Annotated in this window: 19 protein-coding genes, 5 tRNA genes and 4 other RNA genes; 19 read left to right on the top strand and 9 right to left on the bottom strand. The window is 57.0% G+C overall.

Features of this window, described 5'->3' with window-relative positions; all coding sequences use genetic code 11:
* The 14 genes from tolR to QZH36_RS06130 all read left to right on the top strand — a co-directional run bounded on the left by tolR (position 1) and on the right by QZH36_RS06130 (position 5,914).
* Positions 1-429 (top strand): colicin uptake protein TolR, encoded by a 429-nt coding sequence (gene tolR, locus QZH36_RS06195; RefSeq protein WP_125288616.1) that lies wholly within the window; start codon positions 1-3, stop codon positions 427-429.
* Positions 430-455: 26 nt separating this feature from the next.
* Positions 456-1,832 carry a cell envelope integrity protein TolA gene (gene tolA, locus QZH36_RS06190; RefSeq protein WP_301729831.1) on the top strand — a complete coding sequence of 459 codons (1,377 nt, stop codon included), beginning with the start codon at positions 456-458 and terminating at the stop codon, positions 1,830-1,832.
* Positions 1,833-1,965: 133 nt separating this feature from the next.
* A complete protein-coding gene (gene tolB, locus QZH36_RS06185; RefSeq protein ID WP_253454869.1) occupies positions 1,966-3,258 on the top strand; it encodes a Tol-Pal system beta propeller repeat protein TolB in 1,293 nt (430 codons plus the stop codon).
* 42 nt (positions 3,259-3,300) lie between these two features.
* Positions 3,301-3,831 (top strand): peptidoglycan-associated lipoprotein Pal, encoded by a 531-nt coding sequence (pal, locus tag QZH36_RS06180; protein ID WP_253454868.1) that lies wholly within the window; start codon positions 3,301-3,303, stop codon positions 3,829-3,831.
* Between the two features lie 9 nt (positions 3,832-3,840).
* On the top strand, positions 3,841-4,629 hold the full coding sequence (gene cpoB, locus QZH36_RS06175) for a cell division protein CpoB (RefSeq protein WP_301729830.1): 789 nt from the start codon (positions 3,841-3,843) through the stop codon (positions 4,627-4,629).
* A gap of 164 nt (positions 4,630-4,793) precedes the next feature.
* Positions 4,794-4,869, top strand: a tRNA-Lys gene (locus QZH36_RS06170).
* Between the two features lie 13 nt (positions 4,870-4,882).
* A non-coding RNA gene (locus QZH36_RS06165) (RtT sRNA) lies at positions 4,883-5,006 on the top strand.
* Positions 5,007-5,038: 32 nt separating this feature from the next.
* Positions 5,039-5,114: transfer RNA gene (locus QZH36_RS06160), tRNA-Lys, on the top strand.
* A gap of 12 nt (positions 5,115-5,126) precedes the next feature.
* Positions 5,127-5,250, top strand: a non-coding RNA gene (locus QZH36_RS06155) — RtT sRNA.
* 57 nt (positions 5,251-5,307) lie between these two features.
* Positions 5,308-5,383: transfer RNA gene (locus QZH36_RS06150), tRNA-Lys, on the top strand.
* 63 nt (positions 5,384-5,446) lie between these two features.
* Positions 5,447-5,522, top strand: a tRNA-Val gene (locus QZH36_RS06145).
* Between the two features lie 4 nt (positions 5,523-5,526).
* Positions 5,527-5,602: transfer RNA gene (locus QZH36_RS06140), tRNA-Lys, on the top strand.
* 31 nt (positions 5,603-5,633) lie between these two features.
* Positions 5,634-5,758: non-coding RNA, RtT sRNA (locus tag QZH36_RS06135), on the top strand.
* 31 nt (positions 5,759-5,789) lie between these two features.
* A non-coding RNA gene (locus QZH36_RS06130) (RtT sRNA) lies at positions 5,790-5,914 on the top strand.
* Between the two features lie 236 nt (positions 5,915-6,150).
* Here QZH36_RS06130 and QZH36_RS06125 read toward each other — a convergent pair.
* The gene (locus QZH36_RS06125) at positions 6,151-7,581 is read right to left on the bottom strand and encodes a DNA-3-methyladenine glycosylase 2 (protein WP_301729829.1); all 1,431 of its coding nucleotides are present in this window, start codon (positions 7,579-7,581) and stop codon (positions 6,151-6,153) included.
* Between the two features lie 167 nt (positions 7,582-7,748).
* Between QZH36_RS06125 and QZH36_RS06120 the strand changes: the two genes are divergently transcribed.
* The 3 genes from QZH36_RS06120 (at position 7,749) to pnuC (ending at position 10,158) form a co-directional block, all read left to right on the top strand.
* Complete coding sequence (locus QZH36_RS06120) at positions 7,749-8,246, top strand: methylated-DNA--[protein]-cysteine S-methyltransferase (RefSeq protein ID WP_253454865.1); 498 nt, start codon at positions 7,749-7,751, stop codon at positions 8,244-8,246.
* Between the two features lie 135 nt (positions 8,247-8,381).
* A complete protein-coding gene (gene nadA, locus QZH36_RS06115; protein WP_301729925.1) occupies positions 8,382-9,422 on the top strand; it encodes a quinolinate synthase NadA in 1,041 nt (346 codons plus the stop codon).
* A 28-nt stretch (positions 9,423-9,450) separates the two neighbouring features.
* Positions 9,451-10,158, top strand: a complete 708-nt coding sequence (gene pnuC / locus QZH36_RS06110) for a nicotinamide riboside transporter PnuC (RefSeq protein ID WP_253454864.1) — start codon at positions 9,451-9,453, stop codon at positions 10,156-10,158.
* Here the strand turns inward: pnuC and zitB are convergent, their stop codons facing one another.
* On the bottom strand, positions 10,159-11,088 hold the full coding sequence (gene zitB / locus QZH36_RS06105; protein WP_301729828.1) for a CDF family zinc transporter ZitB: 930 nt from the start codon (positions 11,086-11,088) through the stop codon (positions 10,159-10,161).
* Positions 11,089-11,230: 142 nt separating this feature from the next.
* A complete protein-coding gene (locus tag QZH36_RS06100) occupies positions 11,231-11,581 on the bottom strand; it encodes a YbgS-like family protein (protein WP_125288878.1) in 351 nt (116 codons plus the stop codon).
* Positions 11,582-11,876: 295 nt separating this feature from the next.
* Here QZH36_RS06100 and aroG point away from each other — a divergent pair, with 295 nt between their 5' ends.
* The gene (gene aroG, locus QZH36_RS06095; protein WP_253454861.1) at positions 11,877-12,929 is read left to right on the top strand and encodes a 3-deoxy-7-phosphoheptulonate synthase AroG; all 1,053 of its coding nucleotides are present in this window, start codon (positions 11,877-11,879) and stop codon (positions 12,927-12,929) included.
* A gap of 55 nt (positions 12,930-12,984) precedes the next feature.
* Here aroG and gpmA read toward each other — a convergent pair whose 3' ends face one another.
* From gpmA to modE, 6 genes are all read right to left on the bottom strand, one after another.
* Positions 12,985-13,737, bottom strand: coding sequence for a 2,3-diphosphoglycerate-dependent phosphoglycerate mutase (gpmA, locus tag QZH36_RS06090; protein ID WP_253454860.1), 753 nt, complete (start codon positions 13,735-13,737; stop codon positions 12,985-12,987).
* A gap of 145 nt (positions 13,738-13,882) precedes the next feature.
* Positions 13,883-14,914, bottom strand: coding sequence for a galactose-1-epimerase (gene galM / locus QZH36_RS06085; protein WP_301729827.1), 1,032 nt, complete (start codon positions 14,912-14,914; stop codon positions 13,883-13,885).
* Complete coding sequence (gene galK, locus QZH36_RS06080) at positions 14,908-16,056, bottom strand: galactokinase (protein WP_253454858.1); 1,149 nt, start codon at positions 16,054-16,056, stop codon at positions 14,908-14,910. Before galK ends, galM begins: the two co-directional genes overlap by 7 nt.
* Positions 16,057-16,058: 2 nt before the next feature.
* Positions 16,059-17,105, bottom strand: a complete 1,047-nt coding sequence (gene galT, locus QZH36_RS06075) for a galactose-1-phosphate uridylyltransferase (RefSeq protein ID WP_253454857.1) — start codon at positions 17,103-17,105, stop codon at positions 16,059-16,061.
* Positions 17,106-17,722: 617 nt separating this feature from the next.
* Positions 17,723-19,186 carry a molybdate ABC transporter ATP-binding protein ModF gene (gene modF, locus QZH36_RS06070; RefSeq protein ID WP_253454855.1) on the bottom strand — a complete coding sequence of 488 codons (1,464 nt, stop codon included), beginning with the start codon at positions 19,184-19,186 and terminating at the stop codon, positions 17,723-17,725.
* A 76-nt stretch (positions 19,187-19,262) separates the two neighbouring features.
* Positions 19,263-20,042: a molybdenum-dependent transcriptional regulator gene (gene modE, locus QZH36_RS06065; protein WP_253454854.1), complete on the bottom strand. Its 780-nt coding sequence runs from the start codon at positions 20,040-20,042 to the stop codon at positions 19,263-19,265.
* 144 nt (positions 20,043-20,186) lie between these two features.
* On the opposite strand from modE, the gene QZH36_RS06060 reads away from it, so the two are divergent.
* Positions 20,187-20,342 (top strand): AcrZ family multidrug efflux pump-associated protein, encoded by a 156-nt coding sequence (locus QZH36_RS06060; protein WP_253454853.1) that lies wholly within the window; start codon positions 20,187-20,189, stop codon positions 20,340-20,342.
* The last annotated feature ends 103 nt before the right edge of the window (positions 20,343-20,445 follow it).

The following is a 20,445-nucleotide window of genomic DNA, read 5'->3' as shown; positions in this document are numbered from 1 at the left end:
ATGGCCAGAACGCGCGGTCGCCGTAAACGCGACCTGAAGTCCGAAATCAATATTGTTCCGCTGCTCGACGTTCTGCTGGTACTGCTGCTGATCTTTATGGCGACGGCGCCGATTATCACCCAGAGCGTAGAGGTGGATCTGCCGGACGCCACGGATTCCAAAACGGTGTCCAGCGACGATAATCCGCCGGTGATTGTTGAAGTGGCGGGCGTGGGACAATACACCCTGGTGGTCGATCACGATCGCATGGAACAGCTGCCGCCGGAGCAGGTCGTCGCTGAAGCGCAGCGCCGTATCGAAGCGAATCCGAAGACGGTGTTTCTGATCGGCGGCGCGAAAGAGGTGCCTTACGATGAGATCATCAAGGCGCTGAACCTGCTGCATCAGGCGGGCGTGAAGTCGGTTGGATTAATGACGCAGCCGATTTAATTTCGGACCGTTTTTGGGAATCGAAAGTGTCGAAGGTAACCGAACAGAACGATAAGTTAAAACGCGCCATCATCATTTCAGTGATCCTGCATATCTTTCTGATTGCGTTACTGATCTGGAGCTCGTTTGACGAACATATCGACGCCAGCAGCGGCGGCGGCGGGGGTAGCGACATTGATGCCGTCATGGTCGATCCTGGCGCTATCGTCGAGCAGTACAACCGCCAGCAGAATCAGCAGAGCGACAGCCAGCGCGCCGAGCAGCAGCGTCAAAAGCAGGCGAAGCAGCAGGCGGAAGAGCTACAGCAGAAGCAGGCTGCGGAACAGCAGCGTCTGAAAGCGCTGGAAAAAGAGCGGCTGGAGGCGAAGCAGGAAGCGGCGCAGGCGGCGGAACAGAAGAAAGCGGAAGAGGCCGCGAAGCAGGCCGCAGAACAGCAAAAAGCTGAGGAAGCGGCGAAGCAGGCGGCCGAGCAGCAGGCCGCGGCGCAGGCAGAGGCGAAAGCCAAAGCCCAGGCGGATGCCAAAGCGGCCGCGGCGGCAGAAGCGAAAGCCAAAGCCCAGGCGGATGCCAAAGCGCAGGCCGATACGCAGGCGAAAGCCGCGGCGGACGCGCAGAAGAAAGCGGAAGCCGAAGCGAAAAAAGCCGCGGCGGATGCGAAAAAAGAAGCGGAAGAAAAAGCGGCCGCGGCGGCGCAGGCGGCTAAAGTGAAAGCGGCGCAGGAGGCAAAAGCCAAAGCGCAGGCCGATGCGAAAGCCCAGGCTGCCGCCGAAGCGAAGGCGGCGAAAGAGAAAGCCGCCGAAGAAGCCAAAGAGAAAGCGGCGCAGCAGGCGAAAGAAGCCAAAGAAAAAGCGGCTGAGGCGGCGAAGGCAAAAGCGGCTGAGGAAGCAAAAGAGAAAGCCGAAGCGGCGGCGAAAGCGAAGGCCGAAGCGGCGGCAAAAGCCAAAGCGGACGCAGCCGCAAAAGCGAAAGCGGCGGCCGATGCGAAGAAGAAAGCCGCGGCGGAAGCGGCTAAAGAGAGCAGCGACGTCGACGACCTGCTGGGCGGCCTGACCTCCGGCAAGAACGCGCCAAAAGAGGGTAAAACCGGCGGCGCGGGCGCGGCGGGGCAGGGCAACCAGAAGAAATCGGGTGCCTCCGGCGCCGCTATCGACAGCTACCTTGGCCAGGTACAGAGCGCTATCCAGAGCAAGTTTTATGACGCGGATACGTTTAAAGGACGCACCTGTAACGTGCATATCAAGCTGGCGCCGGACGGGCTGTTGATTTCGGCCACCCCGGCAGGCGGCGATCCGGCGCTGTGTCAGGCGGCTATTAACGCTGCCCGCATGGCGAGGATCCCGAAACCGCCAAGCACGGATGTGTATCAGGCGGTGAAAGAGGCGACGTTAATCTTCAAACCGTAAGATTAGCTGTAAGAAGATGCCAGGACGCGGCAGGTTGAACTATGGTCAACTTGCCGTACTCTATAAATGCACCATTGGTTTGTTGAAACACTGCTAATTATCGTGGACGTAGCGTTCAGGTAAGGGAGAGAAGATGAAGCAGGCATTACGAGTAGCACTAAGTTTCCTGATGCTGTTTGTCGCTATGGCGCATGCAGAAGTTCGCATCGAGATTACCCAGGGCGTTAACACCGCACGTCCTATCGGCGTAGTCCCGTTTAAATGGGCTGGCCCGGGCGCAGCCCCGGAAGATATTGGCGGCATCGTGGCGGCGGATTTACGCAACAGCGGCAAATTCAATCCGCTGGATCGCGCTCGTCTGCCACAGCAGCCAGGCACCGCAGCGGAAGTGCAGCCTGCTGCATGGACCGCGCTGGGTATTGATGCGGTGGTGGTCGGGCAGATCCAGCCTGGCGCCGACGGCAGCTATACCGTTTCTTATCAGCTGGTGGATACCTCCGGTAATCCGGGCACCGTGCTGGCGCAGAATCAGTACAAGGTGACTAAACAATGGTTGCGCTACGCGGCGCATACGGCCAGCGATGAAAGCTTTGAAAAGCTGACCGGCATCAAAGGCGCGTTCCGTACCCGTATCGCCTATGTGGTGCAGACCAACGGCGGCCAGTTCCCGTATGAGCTGCGCGTATCCGACTATGACGGCTATAACCAGTTTGTGGTGCACCGTTCGCCTGAGCCGCTGATGTCTCCGGCCTGGTCGAAAGATGGCAGCAAGCTGGCCTATGTGACCTTTGAAAGCGGCAAATCGGCGCTGGTGATCCAGACGCTGGCCAACGGCGCTATCCGCCAGGTTGCTTCTTTCCCTCGTCATAACGGCGCGCCTGCGTTCTCGCCTGACGGCAGCAAGCTGGCGTTCACCCTGTCGAAATCCGGCAGCATGAATCTTTACGTGATGGACTTAGGTTCAGGCCAGATGCGTCAGATCACCGACGGCCGCTATAACAGCACTGAACCTACCTGGTTCCCGGACAGCCAGACGCTGGCCTATACCTCGGATCAGGCCGGTCGTCCACAAATCTATAAAATTGGTGTAAACGGCGGCGCGCCGCAGCGTCTGACCTGGGAAGGCTCTCAGAATCAGAACGCCGATGTCAGCACCGATGGAAAATCTCTGGTGATGGTAAGCACCAACGGCGGTGCGCAACATATCGCCAGACAAGATCTGGAAACGGGAGCCGTTCAACAATTAACGGACACGTTCCTGGATGAAACGCCGAGCCTCGCGCCAAACGGCACTATGGTTATCTACAGCGCTACTCAAGGCATGGGATCCGTACTGCAGCTGGTGTCGACCGACGGTCGTTTCAAAGCGCGTCTTCCGGCTACTGATGGACAGGTAAAATCACCTGCCTGGTCGCCGTATCTGTGATGCATATAAATATGTATGGCAAACAATAATAGGATTGTAGAAATGCAACTGAATAAAGTGCTGAAAGGCTTAATGCTGGCACTGCCAGTTATCGCAGTGGCTGCATGTAGCTCACACAAAAACAACAACAACGACCAGACCAGCGGTATGGGTATGGGCGATGACGCAAACGGCGGCATGAACAGCGGCATGAACGGCGGCAATATGTCCTCCGACGAGCAGGCGCGCCTGCAGATGCAGCAGCTGCAACGCAACAACATCGTGTACTTCGGTCTGGACAAGTATGACATCCAGTCTGAATTCGCTCAGATGCTGGACGCGCACGCTACTTTCCTGCGTAACAACCCGTCTTACAAAGTGACTGTAGAAGGTCATGCGGATGAGCGTGGTACGCCAGAGTACAACATCGCCCTGGGCGAGCGTCGTGCTACTGCCGTTAAAATGTACCTGCAGGGCAAAGGCGTTTCTGCTGACCAGATCTCTATCGTTTCTTACGGTAAAGAGAAGCCAGCCGTACTGGGCCACGACGAATCGGCTTACGCCAAAAACCGTCGTGCCGTACTGGTATACTAAGAGAATCATATGATTAGTAACTTCAGACTTCACTTGCTGGGTCTGTCGTTACTGGTTGGCGTAGCGGCCCCCTGGGCCGCTAATGCCCAGGCGTCAATCAGTAACGTAGGTTCAGGCTCGGTCGAAGACCGCGTCACCTCGCTTGAGCGTATCTCTAACGCGCAGGCACAGCTTCTTCAGCAATTCCAGCAGCAGCTTGCCGACAACCAGCGTGACATTGACTCGCTGCGTGGTCAGATTCAGGAAAACCAGTATCAGCTTAACCAGATCACCGAACGCCAGAAGAATCTCTATCAGCAGATAGATACGCTGAGCAGCGGCGCGTCTGCGCAGCCTCAGGCGGCTTCAGGCGCTACGGCTCCGGCAGCGGCCGCAGAAGGCGCTACAGCCAGCGACAGTGCTTCTGCTGCGCCGACGCAGGGTGGCGACGCCAACAGCGACTACAACGCGGCTGTGGCGCTGGTATTGGAGAAAAAGCAGAACGAGCAGGCTATCGCTGCGTTCCAGGCTTTTATCAAGAAGTATCCGGATTCAACCTACCAGCCGAATGCTAACTACTGGCTGGGACAGCTGAATTACAACAAGGGTAAAAAAGACGACGCGGCCTACTATTTCGCCACCGTAGTGAAAAATTACCCTAAATCGCCGAAAAGCGCGGATGCGCTGTATAAAGTGGGTGTGATCATGCAGGAGAAGGGCGACAGCGCGAAAGCGAAAGCCGTCTACCAGCAGGTGATCAAACAGTATCCAAACACCGACGTGGCGAAACAAGCGCAAAAACGTGCGGCTGCGCTGTAATTAACCGCTTACGAACGGGTTTAGCCTAATTTATGGCCCGGTCGGGTGAAACTCAGGCAGTTGAACAAGTTATCTGAAAATAGTGGTTGCGCTGAAACGGTAAATCAGTAATATATGCCGCCGTTGCCGGGACATATGTTAAAACGTTCTGACAGCGTAAAAGTGGGTCGTTAGCTCAGTTGGTAGAGCAGTTGACTTTTAATCAATTGGTCGCAGGTTCGAATCCTGCACGACCCACCACTAATTAAGTAGTGACAAAAGGTAAGCGTGAAGGATTTGAACCTGCAGCAGGTTCGGTTAAGCGAAGCGAAACAACGTTGCGTTAAGCAACGGGCCGACAGGCCGAGGGACGCCGAGTCATCCTGCACGACCCACCACTAATTAAGTAGTAAGCAGTACCGCATGATGCGGGTCGTTAGCTCAGTTGGTAGAGCAGTTGACTTTTAATCAATTGGTCGCAGGTTCGAATCCTGCACGACCCACCACTTTTAAGTGGTATCTGATGCAAGACGTGAAGGATTTGAACCTGCAGCAGGTTCGGTTGAGCAAAGCGAAACAACGTTGCGTTAAGCAACGGGCCGACAGGCCGAGGGACGCCGAGTCATCCTGCACGACCCACCACTTTTTAAGTGGTATCTGATGCAAGAAACAGACATTAAGCGGCAGGCAGTACACAGCGGGTCGTTAGCTCAGTTGGTAGAGCAGTTGACTTTTAATCAATTGGTCGCAGGTTCGAATCCTGCACGACCCACCACTTTTAAGTGGTATCTGATGTAAAACGTGAAGGATTATCTTTCACGAAAAGAAGTACCGAAGTGGGTGATTAGCTCAGTTGGTAGAGCATCTCCTTTACACGGAGGGGGTCGGCGGTTCGAGCCCGTCATCACCCACCACTTCGGGTCGTTAGCTCAGTTGGTAGAGCAGTTGACTTTTAATCAATTGGTCGCAGGTTCGAATCCTGCACGACCCACCAATGTAGAAAGGCGCCCTAAAGGCGCCTTTTTGCCGTTTGTAATTCGGGCGGGGTTCGAACCTGCCGCAGGTCGAGTCGACCAGAGGGAGACAGCGTTGCCAACGGCAACGACCCGAAGGGCGAGGCTTTAGCCGAGTCATCCTGCACGACCCACCAATGTAGAAAGGCGCCCTAAAGGCGCCTTTTTGCCGTTTGTAATTCGGGCGGGGTTCGAACCTGCCGCAGGTCGAGTCGACCAAAGGGAGACAGCGTTGCCAAAGGCAACGACCCGAAGGGCGAGGCTTCAGCCGAGTCATCCTGCACGACCCACCAATGTAGAAAGGCGCCCTAAAGGCGCCTTTTTGCCGTTTGTAATTCGGGCAGGGTTCGAACCTGGCTAACTGGCCTGAAGCAGCAGTATTATTATTCTGTCGCGATAAGATCGGAGAATGGCGGCTGAGGCAGCTCGGAACACGGACGCGCCGTCCCCCAGGCTCGTTTCGCGCGTCCATACGCGCCCAGCTCCGGTCGCTCTAAAGCGGCCTGAGTGCAGCGCTTCAACTGCCGTGCTACTTCAGCGGCGTCAGGTTTTTCCAGATATGCATCACCGCGTAGCTGCGCCACGGCCGCCAGGCTTCTGCCAGCCGTTCCGCTTCTTTTGCCGTCACGCTACCCAAATTTTTTCGCACCACGGTATCCGCCGCCGGAAACGCATCGGGCCAGCGTAAGGCGCGCATAGCTATGTAATGTGCCGTCCACTCGCCGATGCCCGGCAAGGCGGTCAGCCTGGCTATCATCAGCTCCGGCTGCGCGGCTGTTTCTGGCATGCCCTGCGCGCAGGCATCTGCCAGCGCCAGCAGCGTTCTGGCTCGCGTACGTACGATGCCAAGGCTGGCTATTGCTTCAGGCGTGCTGCACGCAACTGTAGACGCCTCAGGCGACAGATGCGTCAGACCGGGAACAGATGTGGTAATAACCTCGCCAAAAGCGTCAGCAAAGCGCCCGCCAAGCGTTGTGGCTGCCTTTACCGTAATCTGCTGGCCCAGTACGGCCCGCACCATCATTTCAAAGCTATCGAAAGCGCCAGGCACGCGCAGGCCGGGGTTTTTCAGCAGGCTTTCGCTCAATAAAGGATCCTGACCAAGATGCTCCGCAACGATCTGCGGATGCGCATCCAAATCGAATAAATTTCGCAGCCGCAGAAGCAAAGCAGACAAAACCGGCGCGAGTGAATGCGTAAAGGTTACCTGAAGCGAGTTTCCTGTGTGGATGACGCGGATCCAGCCCCGATGCGCGCCCAGACGCACCGTACGGGCATAGCTGACGTCATCGACCGCTTCCACGCCTTTTAGCGCGCGCAGGCGAAGAAAATCCAGCAGGGCCACCCAGTCAAAAGGGGGGCGGTAATGCAGTAACAGCGTCGAGGTATCGCTATCCGCAGGTATCTGTTTGCGCAGGCGGCCGGGCGGCATCCGGTAGCGCTTGCTAAAGGCATCGTTGAAGCGGCGCAGGCTGGCAAAACCGCTGGCCAGCGCAATTTCCGTCACCGGCAGCGCGGTTTCAGTCAGCAGCTGTTTTGCCAGCAGCAGCCGGCGAGTCTGCTTTAGCTCCAGCGGCGATACGCCCAGTTCTTTATGTACAATGCGCCGCAGCTGCCGCAGGCTGACAGAATAACGGGTCGCCAGCGTTTCCAGACTGGCGTCTTCTTCCAGCACGCCCTCGGCAATATGCTGGATAAGGCTGTCCGCAATACGTCTGCCGTTATCAATAGGCGCATTACCGGGTGCCAGTTCAGGCCGACAGCGCAGGCAAGGGCGGAAATGCGCTTTTTCGGCGGCGGCAGCGCTGTCAAAGAACAGACAATTTTTCGCCAGCGGCGCCTTTACGGGACAGACCGGGCGACAGTAAATCCCCGTCGAGGTCACGCCTACATAGAACACGCCATCGAAACGGCTGTCGCGCGAGGTAAGCGCAAGGTACGCGATTTTTGCATCAATCATCATCTTTTCCCGTCAGGCAACCTGTCTGGCAGAGTAGGCCGCTTTTCGATGCCGTGCCAGCCATTTTCGGACAGCTAACTATTTCAGATCGATGACCGAAAACGGCTGGCAACTCGGGCCGTTACGCGGATAATTACTGTCCGTAGCACGGAGGAGGAGGAAATAAGATGAGTCATTTTTACACGCTTATGCCGTCGCCGGTCGGCACGTTAAAACTGATTGCCAGCGATAAAGGGCTTGCAGCCGTACTGTGGGAAAACGAAGATCCCAGGCGTTACCGACTTCCCGAGCTGTTGCGGGAAGGATCGCATCCGATTTTGCTGGAAACGGCGCGCCAGCTTTCGGAATATTTTGCTGGCAAACGCAGGCAGTTCGCGCTGCCGCTTGATTTTGTCGGCACGGAATTTCAGAAAAAAGTCTGGGCCGCGCTGGTGGCGATCCCCTTTGGCGAAACCCGCAGCTATCGGGAGATTGCCTGCGAGATTGGGCATCCAGCCGCAGTACGCGCGGTAGGCGCGGCTAACGGCAAAAATCCCGTATCGATTATTGCGCCCTGCCATCGGGTGATCGGCGCCAACGGCAAGCTGACCGGTTTTGCCGGTGGGCTTGAGGTTAAGGCTTATTTACTGAAGCTGGAGGCGACGGATAACTTCCAGCTTCGTTAAGGGCAGCAAATAATCCGCGACAGCGGTGAAAGTTTCGGCTATCTTGTTTAGCATATAAAACAAGCCGGGCGGATAAGCGCGTAACGAACGTTATGGCCGCCACTCTGGTTAAGTGCACAAAACGAGAGCCGTGTGATGAGCCTGATGTTCGATCCCGAAACCGCTGTCTATCCTTTTCCGCCTAAGCCTGCCCGCTTAACGCCTGATGAAAAGCAATTTTATCGCAGCAAAATCAAAAGGCTGCTGAAAGAACGCGATGCAGTGATGGTCGCGCATTACTATACCGATCCGGAAATCCAGGCGCTGGCGGAAGAGACCGGCGGCTGCGTGGCGGATTCGCTGGAGATGGCGCGCTTTGGCAGCCAGCATCCTGCTTCCACGCTGCTGGTGGCGGGCGTACGTTTTATGGGCGAAACCGCAAAAATACTCGGCCCGGAAAAAACCATTCTGATGCCGACGCTTCAGGCGGAATGCTCGCTGGATTTGGGCTGTCCGATTGACGAATTCACCCGGTTTTGCGATGCGCATCCCGATCGTACCGTTGTCGTGTATGCCAACACTTCCGCAGCGGTAAAAGCGCGCGCGGACTGGGTAGTGACCTCCAGCATCGCCGTTGAACTGATTGAACTCCTTGACGGTCTGGGGGAAAAAATTATTTGGGCGCCGGATCGACATCTTGGCCGCTACGTTACCCGCCAGACCGGCGCGGATATTCTGTGCTGGCAAGGGGTCTGTATCGTCCATGACGAATTCAAAACCCAGGCGCTGGCGCGGATGAAAGCGCTCTATCCCGATGCGGCGGTACTGGTGCACCCTGAGTCGCCGCAGGCCATTGTCGAGCTGGCCGATGCAGTAGGCTCAACCAGCCAGCTGATTCAGGCGGCGAAAACGCTGCCGCAGCGGCAAATGATTGTGGCAACCGATCGCGGTATCTTTTACAAAATGCAGCAGGCCTGCCCGGACAAAGAGCTGCTGGAAGCGCCAACGGCGGGCGAGGGCGCAACCTGCCGCACCTGCGCGCACTGTCCGTGGATGGCGATGAACGGGCTACAGGCTATTGCAGAAGGGCTGGAGCACGGCGGCAGCGAACATGAAATTAACGTTGATGCGGCGCTGCGCGAAGGCGCGTTACGGCCGCTGGATCGTATGCTAACCTTTGCTGCATCATTAAAATAACGCCCGTTTTCAGCTACAAGGTGCCAATATGGATTTTTTCAGCACGCAAAATATTCTGGTTCACATCCCTGTAGGGGCGGGCGGCTACGACCTCTCCTGGATTGAAGCGATCGGCACGCTGGCGGGTTTGCTCTGTATCTGGCTCGCCAGCCTTGAAAAAAACATCAACTACGTTTTTGGTTTGATCAACGTCACGCTCTTCGCGGCGATCTTTTTCCAGATCCAGCTTTATGCCAGCCTGCTGCTGCAGCTCTTTTTCTTCGGCGCTAACGTTTACGGCTGGTATGCATGGACGCGGCAGACCACCGACAACCAGCAGGCGCTGCAAATTCGCTGGCTGGGCCTGCCAAAAGCCCTTGGCTGGGCGCTGTTCAGCGTGGTGGCGATTGCCCTGATGACCCTGTATATCAACCCGGTTTTTGGCTGGCTGACGGAAGTCGCCGTTAAGCTGATGCAGACGCTGGGACTGGCGGTGGCGATGCCGCAGCTTCAGCCGGACGCTTTCCCGTTCTGGGATTCCTGTCTGCTGGTGCTGTCGGTGGTGGCGATGATTTTAATGACGCGGAAATATGTCGAAAACTGGCTGCTGTGGGTGGTGATTGATGTGATTAGCGTGATGATCTTCGCTCGTCAGGGAGTTTATGCAATGTCGCTGGAATATGCCATTCTGACGTTAATTGCGCTGAACGGCTCGTGGCTCTGGATTAAAAGCGCCCGCAGGCAGGCGCTGGCTTAATCAGTGATGATGGTGGGCATGGTCGTGCCCGCTTTTTCCCCATGACAGCTCGCAGTCGCTATCGTCACAGCTCTGGTATTCCATCTGCACCGTGGCGTGCTCGATCTGATAGTGCTCGTGCAGGTAGTCATGAATACGGTGCAGCAGGGCGTCGTGATCGTAAGGCGGGATCACCTGCGTATGCAGCGTGATCACCGGCTTTTCGCCCACCAGCCACAGGTGAACATGGTGCACGTTGCGTACCTCAGGAATATCACGCGTTAACGCCCGCTTCAGCTTCTCCACGTCCAGCTGCGGCGGCGTCCCTTCCAGCAGTTCATGAAAACTCTCTTTCAGTAGCGCCCAGGCGCTGCGCAGCACCAGCACCGCCACCAGCAGCGACAGGATCGGGTCGATGGGCGTCCAGCCGGTAAACATAATAATCAGCGCGGCAGCAATGGCGCCAACGGAACCCAGCAGATCGCCCAGCACGTGCAGCGCGGCGGCGCGAACGTTAATGTTCTTCTCTTCACTACCGTGATGCAGTAGCCAGAAAGAGAGCAGGTTCGCCAGCAGGCCCGCTACGGCAATGCCCAGCATAAAGCCACCGGCCACGGGTTCGGGATGCATAAAGCGCTGGACGGCTTCCCAGACGATCAGCGCGGTAATCACGATCAAAGCGATAGCATTGATAAACGCGGCCAGCGTAGTCAGCCGCAGCAGACCGAAAGTGTGGCGTGCGTTTGGCTTGCGGCTGGCGAACTGCACGGCCAGCAGCGCCATCAGCAGCGCGGCGGCGTCCGTGAGCATGTGTCCGGCATCGGCCATCAGCGCCAGCGAGCCGGAAAGCAGGCCGCCAACAACTTCCGCGACCATAAAAACAGCCGTGACCAGAAAGGCGGCCAGTAAACGATTGCGGTTTCCGCCGCTATGAGAATGCGAATGCGCCATAAGTATCCATCTTTTTAATAAACCTGCTTTATCATAACAAGGAATGGAGCATGCCCGTGACGGGCTTTTTTATTGTGAATGCGCTGGGGCGGCCAATAAAAAAAGGAGAGCCTCAGCTCTCCTTTTGTCATCCGCGGCTAACTTACTGCGAGGTGCCGTCGGTTTTTCTGTCAGTGCCCGGGCCTACTTTCTGGTTAATGTCAGGACATTTACCGTCTTTGCACTGGGTATTTTTATCGATCTCATCCGCGGTCATTTTCTTTTTAGCGTGATGGGTCGTTTTGTGGGTGGTATTGGCAGTGGCGTCGCCGGTATTATTGATATGGCTGTTATCAACGTTGTTCGGCGCAATATTCTGTTTTGCGCTGCCCGCTGCGGCCCCGGCGTCTGCCGCCTGGTTAGCGGTACCGTTGTTGCTGCCCGCCGCCATGGCGGAAGCGCTACCCAGAGTCATTGCTGCTGTCAGGAAAACGATTGCAAACTTTTTCATCATCTTACTCCGTTAATTTTTTTTGCGTCTTGGCGAACCAAACCCTGCTAAAAAAGCGGTTTGCATAAAGTGGAAGAGGCAACCTCTCCTTACGCAAGCGATACGCGGCGATAAAGCAGGCGATCCCTGTGCGTTTTTTTTAAGTATTAACAAGTTAAAGTGTAGTAAAAAGCGCGAAAACGGCAACTCCTACTGATAATAATTTGTGCAAAGTCGATTTACAGGCTGGGGTTCACGCGATAAATTGGTCTGGATGCGCCTGGTGTGCAGTACGGCTCAGTAACTATCTGGAAATATTATGAATTATCAGAATGATGACTTAAGAATTAAAGAAATAAAAGAACTTTTACCTCCCGTTGCGCTGCTTGAAAAATTTCCTGCCACGGAGACGGCGGTTAAAACTGTCGCTGATACCCGCCAGGCCATTCACCGTATCCTGCAAAAAAATGACGATCGCCTGCTGGTGGTGATCGGCCCTTGCTCAATTCACGATACCGAGGCCGCAAAGGAGTATGCTGCCCGTCTGCTGAAGCTGCGCGCAGAGCTGAGCGACTCGCTGGAAGTGGTCATGCGCGTTTACTTTGAAAAACCGCGCACCACGGTTGGCTGGAAAGGGCTGATCAACGATCCGCATATGGATAACAGCTATCAGATCAACGACGGTCTGCGCATTGCGCGCAAGCTGCTGGTGGACATCAACGATACCGGCCTGCCGGCGGCGGGCGAATTTCTGGATATGATCACGCCGCAGTACGTGGCCGATCTGATGAGCTGGGGCGCGATTGGCGCGCGCACTACCGAATCTCAGGTGCACCGCGAGCTTTCCTCCGGGCTTTCCTGTCCGGTCGGCTTCAAAAACGGCACCGACGGCACCATTAAAGTGGCTATTGATGCGATCAATGCCGCCAGCGCGCCGCACTGCTTCCTGTCGGTGACCAAATATGGACACTCCGCCATTGTGGAAACCAGCGGCAACGGCGACTGCCATATCATTCTGCGCGGCGGCAAAGAGCCGAACTACAGCGCGCAGCATGTGGAAGAAGTGAAGACAGGCCTGGCGAAAGCGGGCCTGGAGCCGCAAATTATGATCGACTTCAGCCATGCCAACAGCAGCAAGCAGTTTAAAAAGCAGCTGACCGTGGCGGACGACGTGGCGCAGCAGATTGCGGGCGGCGAAAAAGCGATTATCGGCGTAATGATCGAGAGCCATCTGGTTGAAGGCAATCAGAGCCTGGAAAGCGGCGAGCCGCTGGTCTACGGCAAGAGCGTGACCGATGGCTGCATCGGCTGGGAAGATACTGAAACCGTGCTGCGCCAGCTGGCAGAGGCGGTGAAAGCGCGTCGCGGATAAGTTTCCCGTACGCGACATAAAAAAATCCGCCTTTCGGCGGATTTTTTATTGGCTCTTACTTCGCTTTACCCTGATTCGCTACGGCGGCGGCTTTAGCCGCGATCTCGTCCGCATCGCCCAGATAGTAGTGCTTGATTGGCTTGAAGTTTTCGTCGAACTCATACACCAGCGGCACGCCGGTTGGGATGTTCAGCTCAAGGATCTCTTCTTCGCTCATGTCGTCCAGGTATTTCACCAGCGCGCGCAGCGAGTTGCCGTGTGCAGCAATGATCACTTTCTCGCCTTTCTTCATGCGCGGCAGAATAGACTCGTTCCAGTAAGGCAGCACGCGATCGATGGTCAGCGCCAGGCTTTCGGTAGTCGGCAGCTGCTCGGCAGTCAGCGCGGCGTAGCGCGGGTCGTGGCCAGGGAAACGTTCGTCAGCGCGATCCAGCTCCGGCGGCGTGACGGCAAAGCCGCGACGCCACTGTTTAACCTGCTCGTCGCCATATTTCTGCGCGGTTTCCGCTTTATCCAGACCCTGCAGCGCACCGTAGTGACGCTCGTTCAGACGCCAGGATTTTTCAACCGGCAGCCAGGCCTGATCCACTTCGTCAAGAATGTTCCACAGCGTGTGGATGGCACGTTTCAGCACGGAGGTATAAGCGAAATCGAAGGTAAAGCCTTCTTTTTTCAGCAGCTGACCCGCCGCTTTCGCTTCGGTACGCCCTTTATCGGACAGATCGACATCGTACCATCCGGTAAAGCGGTTTTCGTTGTTCCACTGGCTTTCGCCGTGACGTACCAGAACCAGCTTAGTTACAGCCATAGCTTAACTCCTTAATAATCTGACGTTTCTAAGATAACGGAAAGCGAAAATTGCCGACGCAATTTTAACTGGTCATTACCATAGCGGAAATCTGCGCGCCACGTAAGCCTGCCGCAGGCGCGATGCACGTTTTTCATGCGCTTAATCAAAGCGGCGTCAGGCGATAACGCGTTTCTGACTGATACGATTCACCTGGCTGCAGCCAGCAGTCGGGCTGCGGCCATTCCGGATGATTAGGCGAGTCGGGTAAAAACTCGCTCTCCAGCGCAATGCCCTGAAAGGCAGTATAGACGTCCTGCTCGCGAGCCGGAGTGCCTTCCAGATAATTTCCCGAATAGAACTGTAGCGCAGGCGCGGTGGTAAACACGCTGAGCTTCAGCCTGCCGTCGGCCGACCACAGCTCCGCGTCCGGCTGCGTATCGTCGCCGCCGTTCAGCAGAAACGCGTGATCGTAGCCTTTGACCGCGCGCTGATCGTCATCCAGCAGGAAGTCCTGCGCCACCGTTTTGATCTCTCTGAAATCAAAGCCGGTATCGGTGACGTCGGTCAGCAGGCGGTTGGGAATGCCTTCGCTGTCGACCGGCAAATAATGGTCGGCACGCAGGCGCAGGCGATGATGGCGCGCGTCGCCGTGCTGCGCATCCAGATTGAAATAGGCGTGGTTGGTCAGATTAACCGGACAGGCCTGGTCCACCGTGGCGTGATAGCGGATCGTGAGCGTATTGTCCTCTTCCAGCCGATAGCGCAGGGTAACCTGGAGATGGCCGGGATAGCCCTGATCGCCGTCAGGGGAATCCAGCTGATATTCGACTTCCTGGCCGGTCTGGCTGACGATGTGCCAGCGACGGGCGTGAAAGCCCTGTGGCCCGCCGTGCAGCTGATGTTTCCCCTGATTGGCCGCCAGCTGCCAGCGCTGCTCGCCTGCACTGATAGCGGCGTTAGCGATACGGTTGGCGTAGCGGCCAACCGTTGCGCCCAGATAGGCGGTCTGATTAAGGTAGTCGGCCGGCGTGGCACAGCCCAGCAGCGCTTCGCGCACGCTGCCGTCTTTCATCGGCACGCGCGCGGAAAGCCAGGTGGCGCCCCAGTCCATAAAGGTCGCTACCATGCCGCCCGCGTTGCGCAGCGTTGTGATGCGCCACGGCTGGCCGTCTGGCGCATGCGAGTGACTCAGCATGGGCCCGCTCCTTCAGAGGCTTTGCAGACGTAGAAAGTTTCTTTAATGCCGGACTGCGCCTCGTACTGCTCCGCCACGGCCGCTTTCACGCTGTCGACCAGATCCAACGGCATCAGCGCCACCACGCAGCCGCCAAAGCCGCCGCCGGTCATGCGCACGCCGCCGCGATCGCCCAGGCTGTTTTTCACAATGGTTACCAGGGTATCGATTGGCGGCACGGTGATTTCAAAATCGTCGCGCATGGAAGCGTGAGATTCCGCCATCAGCACGGCGATGCGCGCCAGATCGCCCTTCGCCAGCGCATCCGCCGCTTCCAGCGTGCGGGCGTTTTCGGTCAGCACGTGGCGCACGCGTTTGGCGACCAGCGGGTCAAGCTCATGCTCCATCGCTGCAAACTGCGCCAGATCGACATCGCGCAGCGAACTTTTGTTAAAGAATTTTGCGCCCGCTTCGCACTGCTGACGGCGAGTGTTGTACTCACTGCCCACCAGGTTACGGCGGAAGTTAGAGTTGATGATCACTACTGCGATATCTTCCGGCATCGGCACCGGACGCGTGCCCAGCGTGCGGCAGTCGAGCAGCATCGCATGATCTTTCTCGCCCAGCGCCGAGATCAGCTGATCCATGATGCCGCAGTTACAGCCGACAAACTGGTTTTCCGCTTCCTGGCCGTTTACGGCAATCTGCGCGCCGTCCAGCGGCAGCGCATACAGATGACGGAACACGGTGCCGACCGCCACTTCCAGCGAGGCAGAAGAGCTGAGGCCCGCGCCCTGCGGCACGTTGCCTGCAATCACCATATCCACGCCGTTGAAGTCAGGAATGCGTTTTTGCAGGTGCTTGACCACGCCGCGCACGTAGTTTGACCACATCTGCGTGTCATGCGGAGTAATCGCCTCGTCCAGCGAAAAAATATCTTCCTGATTTTCATAGTCGGCGGCGATGACGCGTACCTGGCGATCGTCGCGTTTGGCGCAGGCGATCACGGTCTGATAATCAATAGCGCAGGGCAGCACAAAACCATCGTTATAGTCGGTGTGCTCGCCAATCAGGTTAACGCGGCCCGGCGCCTGGATAGTTTGCGGCGCGGCATAGCCAAATTTTTCGCTGAAAATCTGTTGGGTCAGGGTTTTTAAACTCATGGTTATGCTCCGGTCTCGCGGAAATGAATATCGCTGACGGCACGCAGCCGTTCAGCCGCCTGTTCCGCCGTTAAATCACGTTGGGTTTCGGCCAGCATTTCATAGCCAACCATAAACTTGCGCACCGTGGCGGAACGCAGCAGCGGCGGGTAAAAATGCGCGTGAAGCTGCCAGTGGTCGTTGGCGTCGTCGTTGAACGGCGCGCCGTGCCAGCCCATAGAGTAGGGGAAGGAGCACTGGAACAGGTTGTCATAGCGGCTGGTCAGCTTTTTCAGCGCCACGGCCAGATCGGCCCGCTGCGCGTCCGTTAAGTCGGTCAGGCGCTTGACGTGCGCTTTCGGCAGCAGCAGCGTCTCGAACGGCCAGGCGGCCCACCAGGGCACCACGGCCAGCCAGTGGTCGGTTTCCACCACCGTGCGGCTGCCGTCATTCAGCTCGCGGCTGGCGTAATCCACCAGCATCGGCGACTGGTTTTTCGCAAAATAAGCGCGCTGGAGATCGTCCTCGCGTTTGGCTTCGTTAGGCAGGAAGCTGTTGGCCCACACCTGGCCGTGAGGATGCGGATTGGAGCAGCCCATCGCTGCGCCTTTGTTCTCAAACACCTGTACCCATGGGTAGTGCTGACCCAGATCGGCAGTCTGCTCTTGCCAGGTGCGAACCACGTCTTCCAGCGCGGAAACCGACAGCTCCGGCAGCGTTTTGCTGTGATCCGGTGAAAAGCAGATCACCCGGCTGGTGCCGCGCGCGCTTTCACAGCGCATCAGCAGGTCGTCGCTCTCCGGCGCGTCCGGCGTATCGGTCATCAGCGCGGCAAAGTCGTTGGTAAACACATAGGTGCTGGTGTAATCGGGATTTTTATCGCCGGTTACGCGCGTGTTGCCGGGGCAAAGAAAGCAGTCCGGATCGTGCGCAGGCAGCTTCTCCTGAGAAGGCGTCTCCTGTGCGCCCTGCCAGGGGCGTTTGGCACGATGCGGAGAAACCAGAATCCACTGATCGGACAGTGGGTTATAGCGGCGATGCGGATGATCGACCGGATTAAATTTCTGCATATTGAGTCCTGATTACTTTGTAATGCCTGCAAGCCTGAAAGAAAAATAGCACAGCGCGGAACGATAAAGCGTGATCGAGTGTGAATAAATGGAATCGTTTACACAAGATGAAAATTCCGAAGAGGCAGGTTTCACGGCTGTTTAATCCATAAATTCCTTTCCCGCTACGGTTGAAAGTGGTAGCGGTTACACGGGGCGTGCCGCCTGTCGACAGGGCAGGGGAAATCTATGGCGGGTAAATATCAGATTAATCGGATGACGCTCTGGCACACCGGCACCTTGAAACCATCGTTGGTGTTTAGTGCCAACATACTAAGGCTGCGCGAACTATTAGTGCCAACATACTAAAAGAACGAAAAGAGTAGCGCTAACATCCAGGCAGGCGAGCGTTCGCCGCTTGTCAGGACGTATAGACGAGACACGACCGTCGAACACAGGGATACGCGTGCCGAGGCTCCAGGAACGGACTTACGCCATGTCTACGTCATGCATGGCGCAGTTGGTGTGTACCAAAAGGTGTAGCGGTACTATGCACGGTTATTCAGGCTACCTTCGATGCGGCTCCTTTCTTTGAACAGGCAGCCTGAGCCAGCCTGACGGCTGACCCTAAGCTCGCCTCAGAGCCTGTCCTGCTGATAGCGATAGCCGTCACCGTCCGGCACGAACGTCAGGCGATGGGTGATGCACTGTGGCGCATCTTCAGCATGGTGCGAAACGAAAAGAAGCTGCGTGGCGCCTTCGCCAATCAGCACGTCAACAAAGCGGCGCACGAGCTGGCGGTTGATCGAATCCAGCCCCTGTAGCGGCTCGTCCAGGATCAGCAGAGCCGGATGCTTGACCAGCGCGCGGGCTATCAGCACCAGCCGCTGCTGCCCCCATGACAGACTCTGAAAAGGCGCGTCCGCCACGGCACGCATCCCCAGCAGCTGTAGCCACTGCTCCGCCAGCTTTTGCTGCCGATCGGAAACGGCCTGATAAATACCGATAGAGTCAAAATAGCCGGAAAGGATCACGTTGCGCACGCTGCTGCTGACGCGGTAATCCAGATGCAGGCTGCTGCTGACGTAGCCAATATGCTGTTTGATATCCCAGATGGTTTCGCCGCTGCCGCGACGGCGGCCAAACAGCGTTAAGTCATTGCTGTAGCCCTGGGGATGATCGCCCGTTACCAGGCTCAGCAACGTTGATTTTCCCGCGCCGTTCGGGCCGACGATCTGCCAGTGCTCGCCCGCCTGCACCGTCCAGTCAAGATGGTTAAGAACAGGGCGATCGTTATAAGAGACTACGCCGTCCCGCAGCACCACTAGCGGCGTCTGCGATGACAGCGCCGTTTTTGCCGATGCGTCGTCCGCTTCCGGTAGCGCCATCCCCTGCAGGTTTTCACTGTGTGCCAGCTGAGCGACCAGCGCCTCGGCCAGGATTGCTTCGCGTGCGCCTACATGCGTCAGCTCACATTCGGCCAGCACGCCAACCCGTTCGACAAAGTCGGGAATATCGTCAAAACGGTTCAGCACCAGCACCAGCGTGTGCCCCTGCTGGTGGAGTTGCGCCAGAACCTGGGCCAGATTGGCGCGCGACGCAACGTCCAGCCCGTCAAAAGGCTCGTCGAGGATCAGCAGGTCCGGCTCGGCCATCAGCGCCTGGCAGAGCAGCGTCTTGCGGGTTTCCCCGGTCGAGAGATATTTAAAACGACGATCGAGCAACGAAGCGATGCCAAAGGTTTCCGCCAGCTGACGACAGCGTGCCTCATCGCGCACCTCCTGCTGAATAATGTCGGCAGCGGTGCGGCCGGTATCTTCTTCATCCGGGCTGAGCATATCGGTGTTGTTACGCTGCCATTCCTCGGAAACCAGCTTTTGTAACTGCTCAAGCGAAAGACGAGTGGGGCGGAAAGTGTTGACGACTTCGCCTCGTGCGGCGGCAAGCTCGCCCGCAAGGGCGCGCGCGAGGGAAGATTTGCCGCTGGCGTTAGCGCCCACAAAAGCCCAGCTTTCGCCAGCCCGGATCGTCAGCGACGGCAGCATCAGGTTACGGGTCGCGCTAAGATGAAACGTGCCTTGCGAAATTTGCAACGTAGACATTGTTTATTCCATTTTATGCATTATTCCCTTCACTATCGACGCTGAGCGGCGGCGCTGTCAAATGGTGCCGCCGTTTTCAGAGCAGCGTGGCGATAATCACGCGATCGGCATTAAAATGTGCTGTTACCGCCGCGCCAGGCTGAAGATTTTGCTCCTGCGCGCGCTGGTTGGTTAAGGTAGCGCACAGCGTTTCGCCGCCCGGCAGCGCGATCAGCGCTTCACTGTGGGTCTCGCCCTTAATCAACTCGCTCAGTACGCCGTCGAGCTGGTTATCGGCCTTGCTCGCGGATTGGGTCACGTCTATCCACGGCGCTTTTATCAGCACCAGCACCTCTTTGCCCGGCGTGAGTTCAAGGCGATTGGCGCTCTGTTCAGTCAGCGCGGCTTTGATGCGCGTCTCGCCGTTGGCCAGCAGGATCTCAACATGCTGCTGCACCGTCTGCGCGTCGCGCTGCACCAGCGTGCCGAAAAGCTGGTTGCGGGCGCTGGTTTGCAGCGAAAACCGGGCGATGGCGCCCAGCAGGCTGCCCAGCGGCACGTCATCCTGCAATACATCGAACGCTTTCTGCTGAATCTGCTCCAGCAGCGCGAAAAGCTGAATCAGTCTGTCACCGTAGGCGGTGACCTGCGCGCCGCCGCCGCCTTTGCCGCCCGTGGCGCGCTCTACCAGCGTGCGGTCGGCCAGCGTGTTCATCTCGTTAATTGCATCCCAGGCGCTTTTATAGCTGATCCCGGCCATTTTCGCGCCCTGGCTGATGGAGCCGGTCGCGGCGATCTGTTTAAGCAGTTCGATACGGCGGGGATCGGCGAAAAGCCGCTGCTGTAATTTCAGGATCAGGGAAAGCTCAGCCTGCATGGTCGCTCCTGGCAAGAAAGGGTTTCCGGAATTGTACACTGTTGCGCAGGCGGGGCGTAAAAACAGGTAAAACGCACAAAAGGTCAGTGCACTTTTATCCGCTACGGATACAATAACTTCTTTTATTCAGTGAGGAAAAATACCATGCTGGAATTACTCATCGGTCTTGCAGAAGCGATCCTCATGGTTCCCGTGGTGATGGCGATAATCCTTGGCCTGATCTATGGCCTTGGCGAAGTCTTTAACGTCATTTCAAAGTTTGGTCATCGCAACGAGCAGCCTGCGAAAGAACGCCGCTAGATCCCTGCCCGATACGCCCGGCGACACCGGGCGCTATTTTTTGCGAGCCGCCTCAACTTCTCTCCGTTTATGCCGATAATCTTTATGACACCGGTTGTTAAAT

Origin of the sequence: Erwinia wuhanensis (genome assembly GCF_030484085.1) — a bacterium.
In the GTDB taxonomy this organism is placed as follows: Bacteria; Pseudomonadota; Gammaproteobacteria; order Enterobacterales; family Enterobacteriaceae; genus Erwinia; species Erwinia aeris.
Note: the sequence above shows the minus strand (reverse complement) of the source record. Positions and strands in the feature narration are given on the sequence as shown.

Coding starts and splice junctions, on each gene's coding strand:
- aroG (WP_253454861.1), top strand. CDS start 11,877: ATGAATTATCAGAATGATGACTTAAGAATTAAAGAAATAAAAGAACTT.
- galT (WP_253454857.1), bottom strand. CDS start 17,105: ATGCAGAAATTTAATCCGGTCGATCATCCGCATCGCCGCTATAACCCA.
- tolB (WP_253454869.1), top strand. CDS start 1,966: ATGAAGCAGGCATTACGAGTAGCACTAAGTTTCCTGATGCTGTTTGTC.
- QZH36_RS06100 (WP_125288878.1), bottom strand. CDS start 11,581: ATGATGAAAAAGTTTGCAATCGTTTTCCTGACAGCAGCAATGACTCTG.
- modF (WP_253454855.1), bottom strand. CDS start 19,186: ATGTCTACGTTGCAAATTTCGCAAGGCACGTTTCATCTTAGCGCGACC.
- modE (WP_253454854.1), bottom strand. CDS start 20,042: ATGCAGGCTGAGCTTTCCCTGATCCTGAAATTACAGCAGCGGCTTTTC.
- QZH36_RS06125 (WP_301729829.1), bottom strand. CDS start 7,581: ATGATTGATGCAAAAATCGCGTACCTTGCGCTTACCTCGCGCGACAGC.
- zitB (WP_301729828.1), bottom strand. CDS start 11,088: ATGGCGCATTCGCATTCTCATAGCGGCGGAAACCGCAATCGTTTACTG.
- gpmA (WP_253454860.1), bottom strand. CDS start 13,737: ATGGCTGTAACTAAGCTGGTTCTGGTACGTCACGGCGAAAGCCAGTGG.
- galK (WP_253454858.1), bottom strand. CDS start 16,056: ATGAGTTTAAAAACCCTGACCCAACAGATTTTCAGCGAAAAATTTGGC.
- tolR (WP_125288616.1), top strand. CDS start 1: ATGGCCAGAACGCGCGGTCGCCGTAAACGCGACCTGAAGTCCGAAATC.
- cpoB (WP_301729830.1), top strand. CDS start 3,841: ATGATTAGTAACTTCAGACTTCACTTGCTGGGTCTGTCGTTACTGGTT.
- QZH36_RS06120 (WP_253454865.1), top strand. CDS start 7,749: ATGAGTCATTTTTACACGCTTATGCCGTCGCCGGTCGGCACGTTAAAA.
- pnuC (WP_253454864.1), top strand. CDS start 9,451: ATGGATTTTTTCAGCACGCAAAATATTCTGGTTCACATCCCTGTAGGG.
- nadA (WP_301729925.1), top strand. CDS start 8,382: ATGAGCCTGATGTTCGATCCCGAAACCGCTGTCTATCCTTTTCCGCCT.
- galM (WP_301729827.1), bottom strand. CDS start 14,914: ATGCTGAGTCACTCGCATGCGCCAGACGGCCAGCCGTGGCGCATCACA.
- QZH36_RS06060 (WP_253454853.1), top strand. CDS start 20,187: ATGCTGGAATTACTCATCGGTCTTGCAGAAGCGATCCTCATGGTTCCC.
- pal (WP_253454868.1), top strand. CDS start 3,301: ATGCAACTGAATAAAGTGCTGAAAGGCTTAATGCTGGCACTGCCAGTT.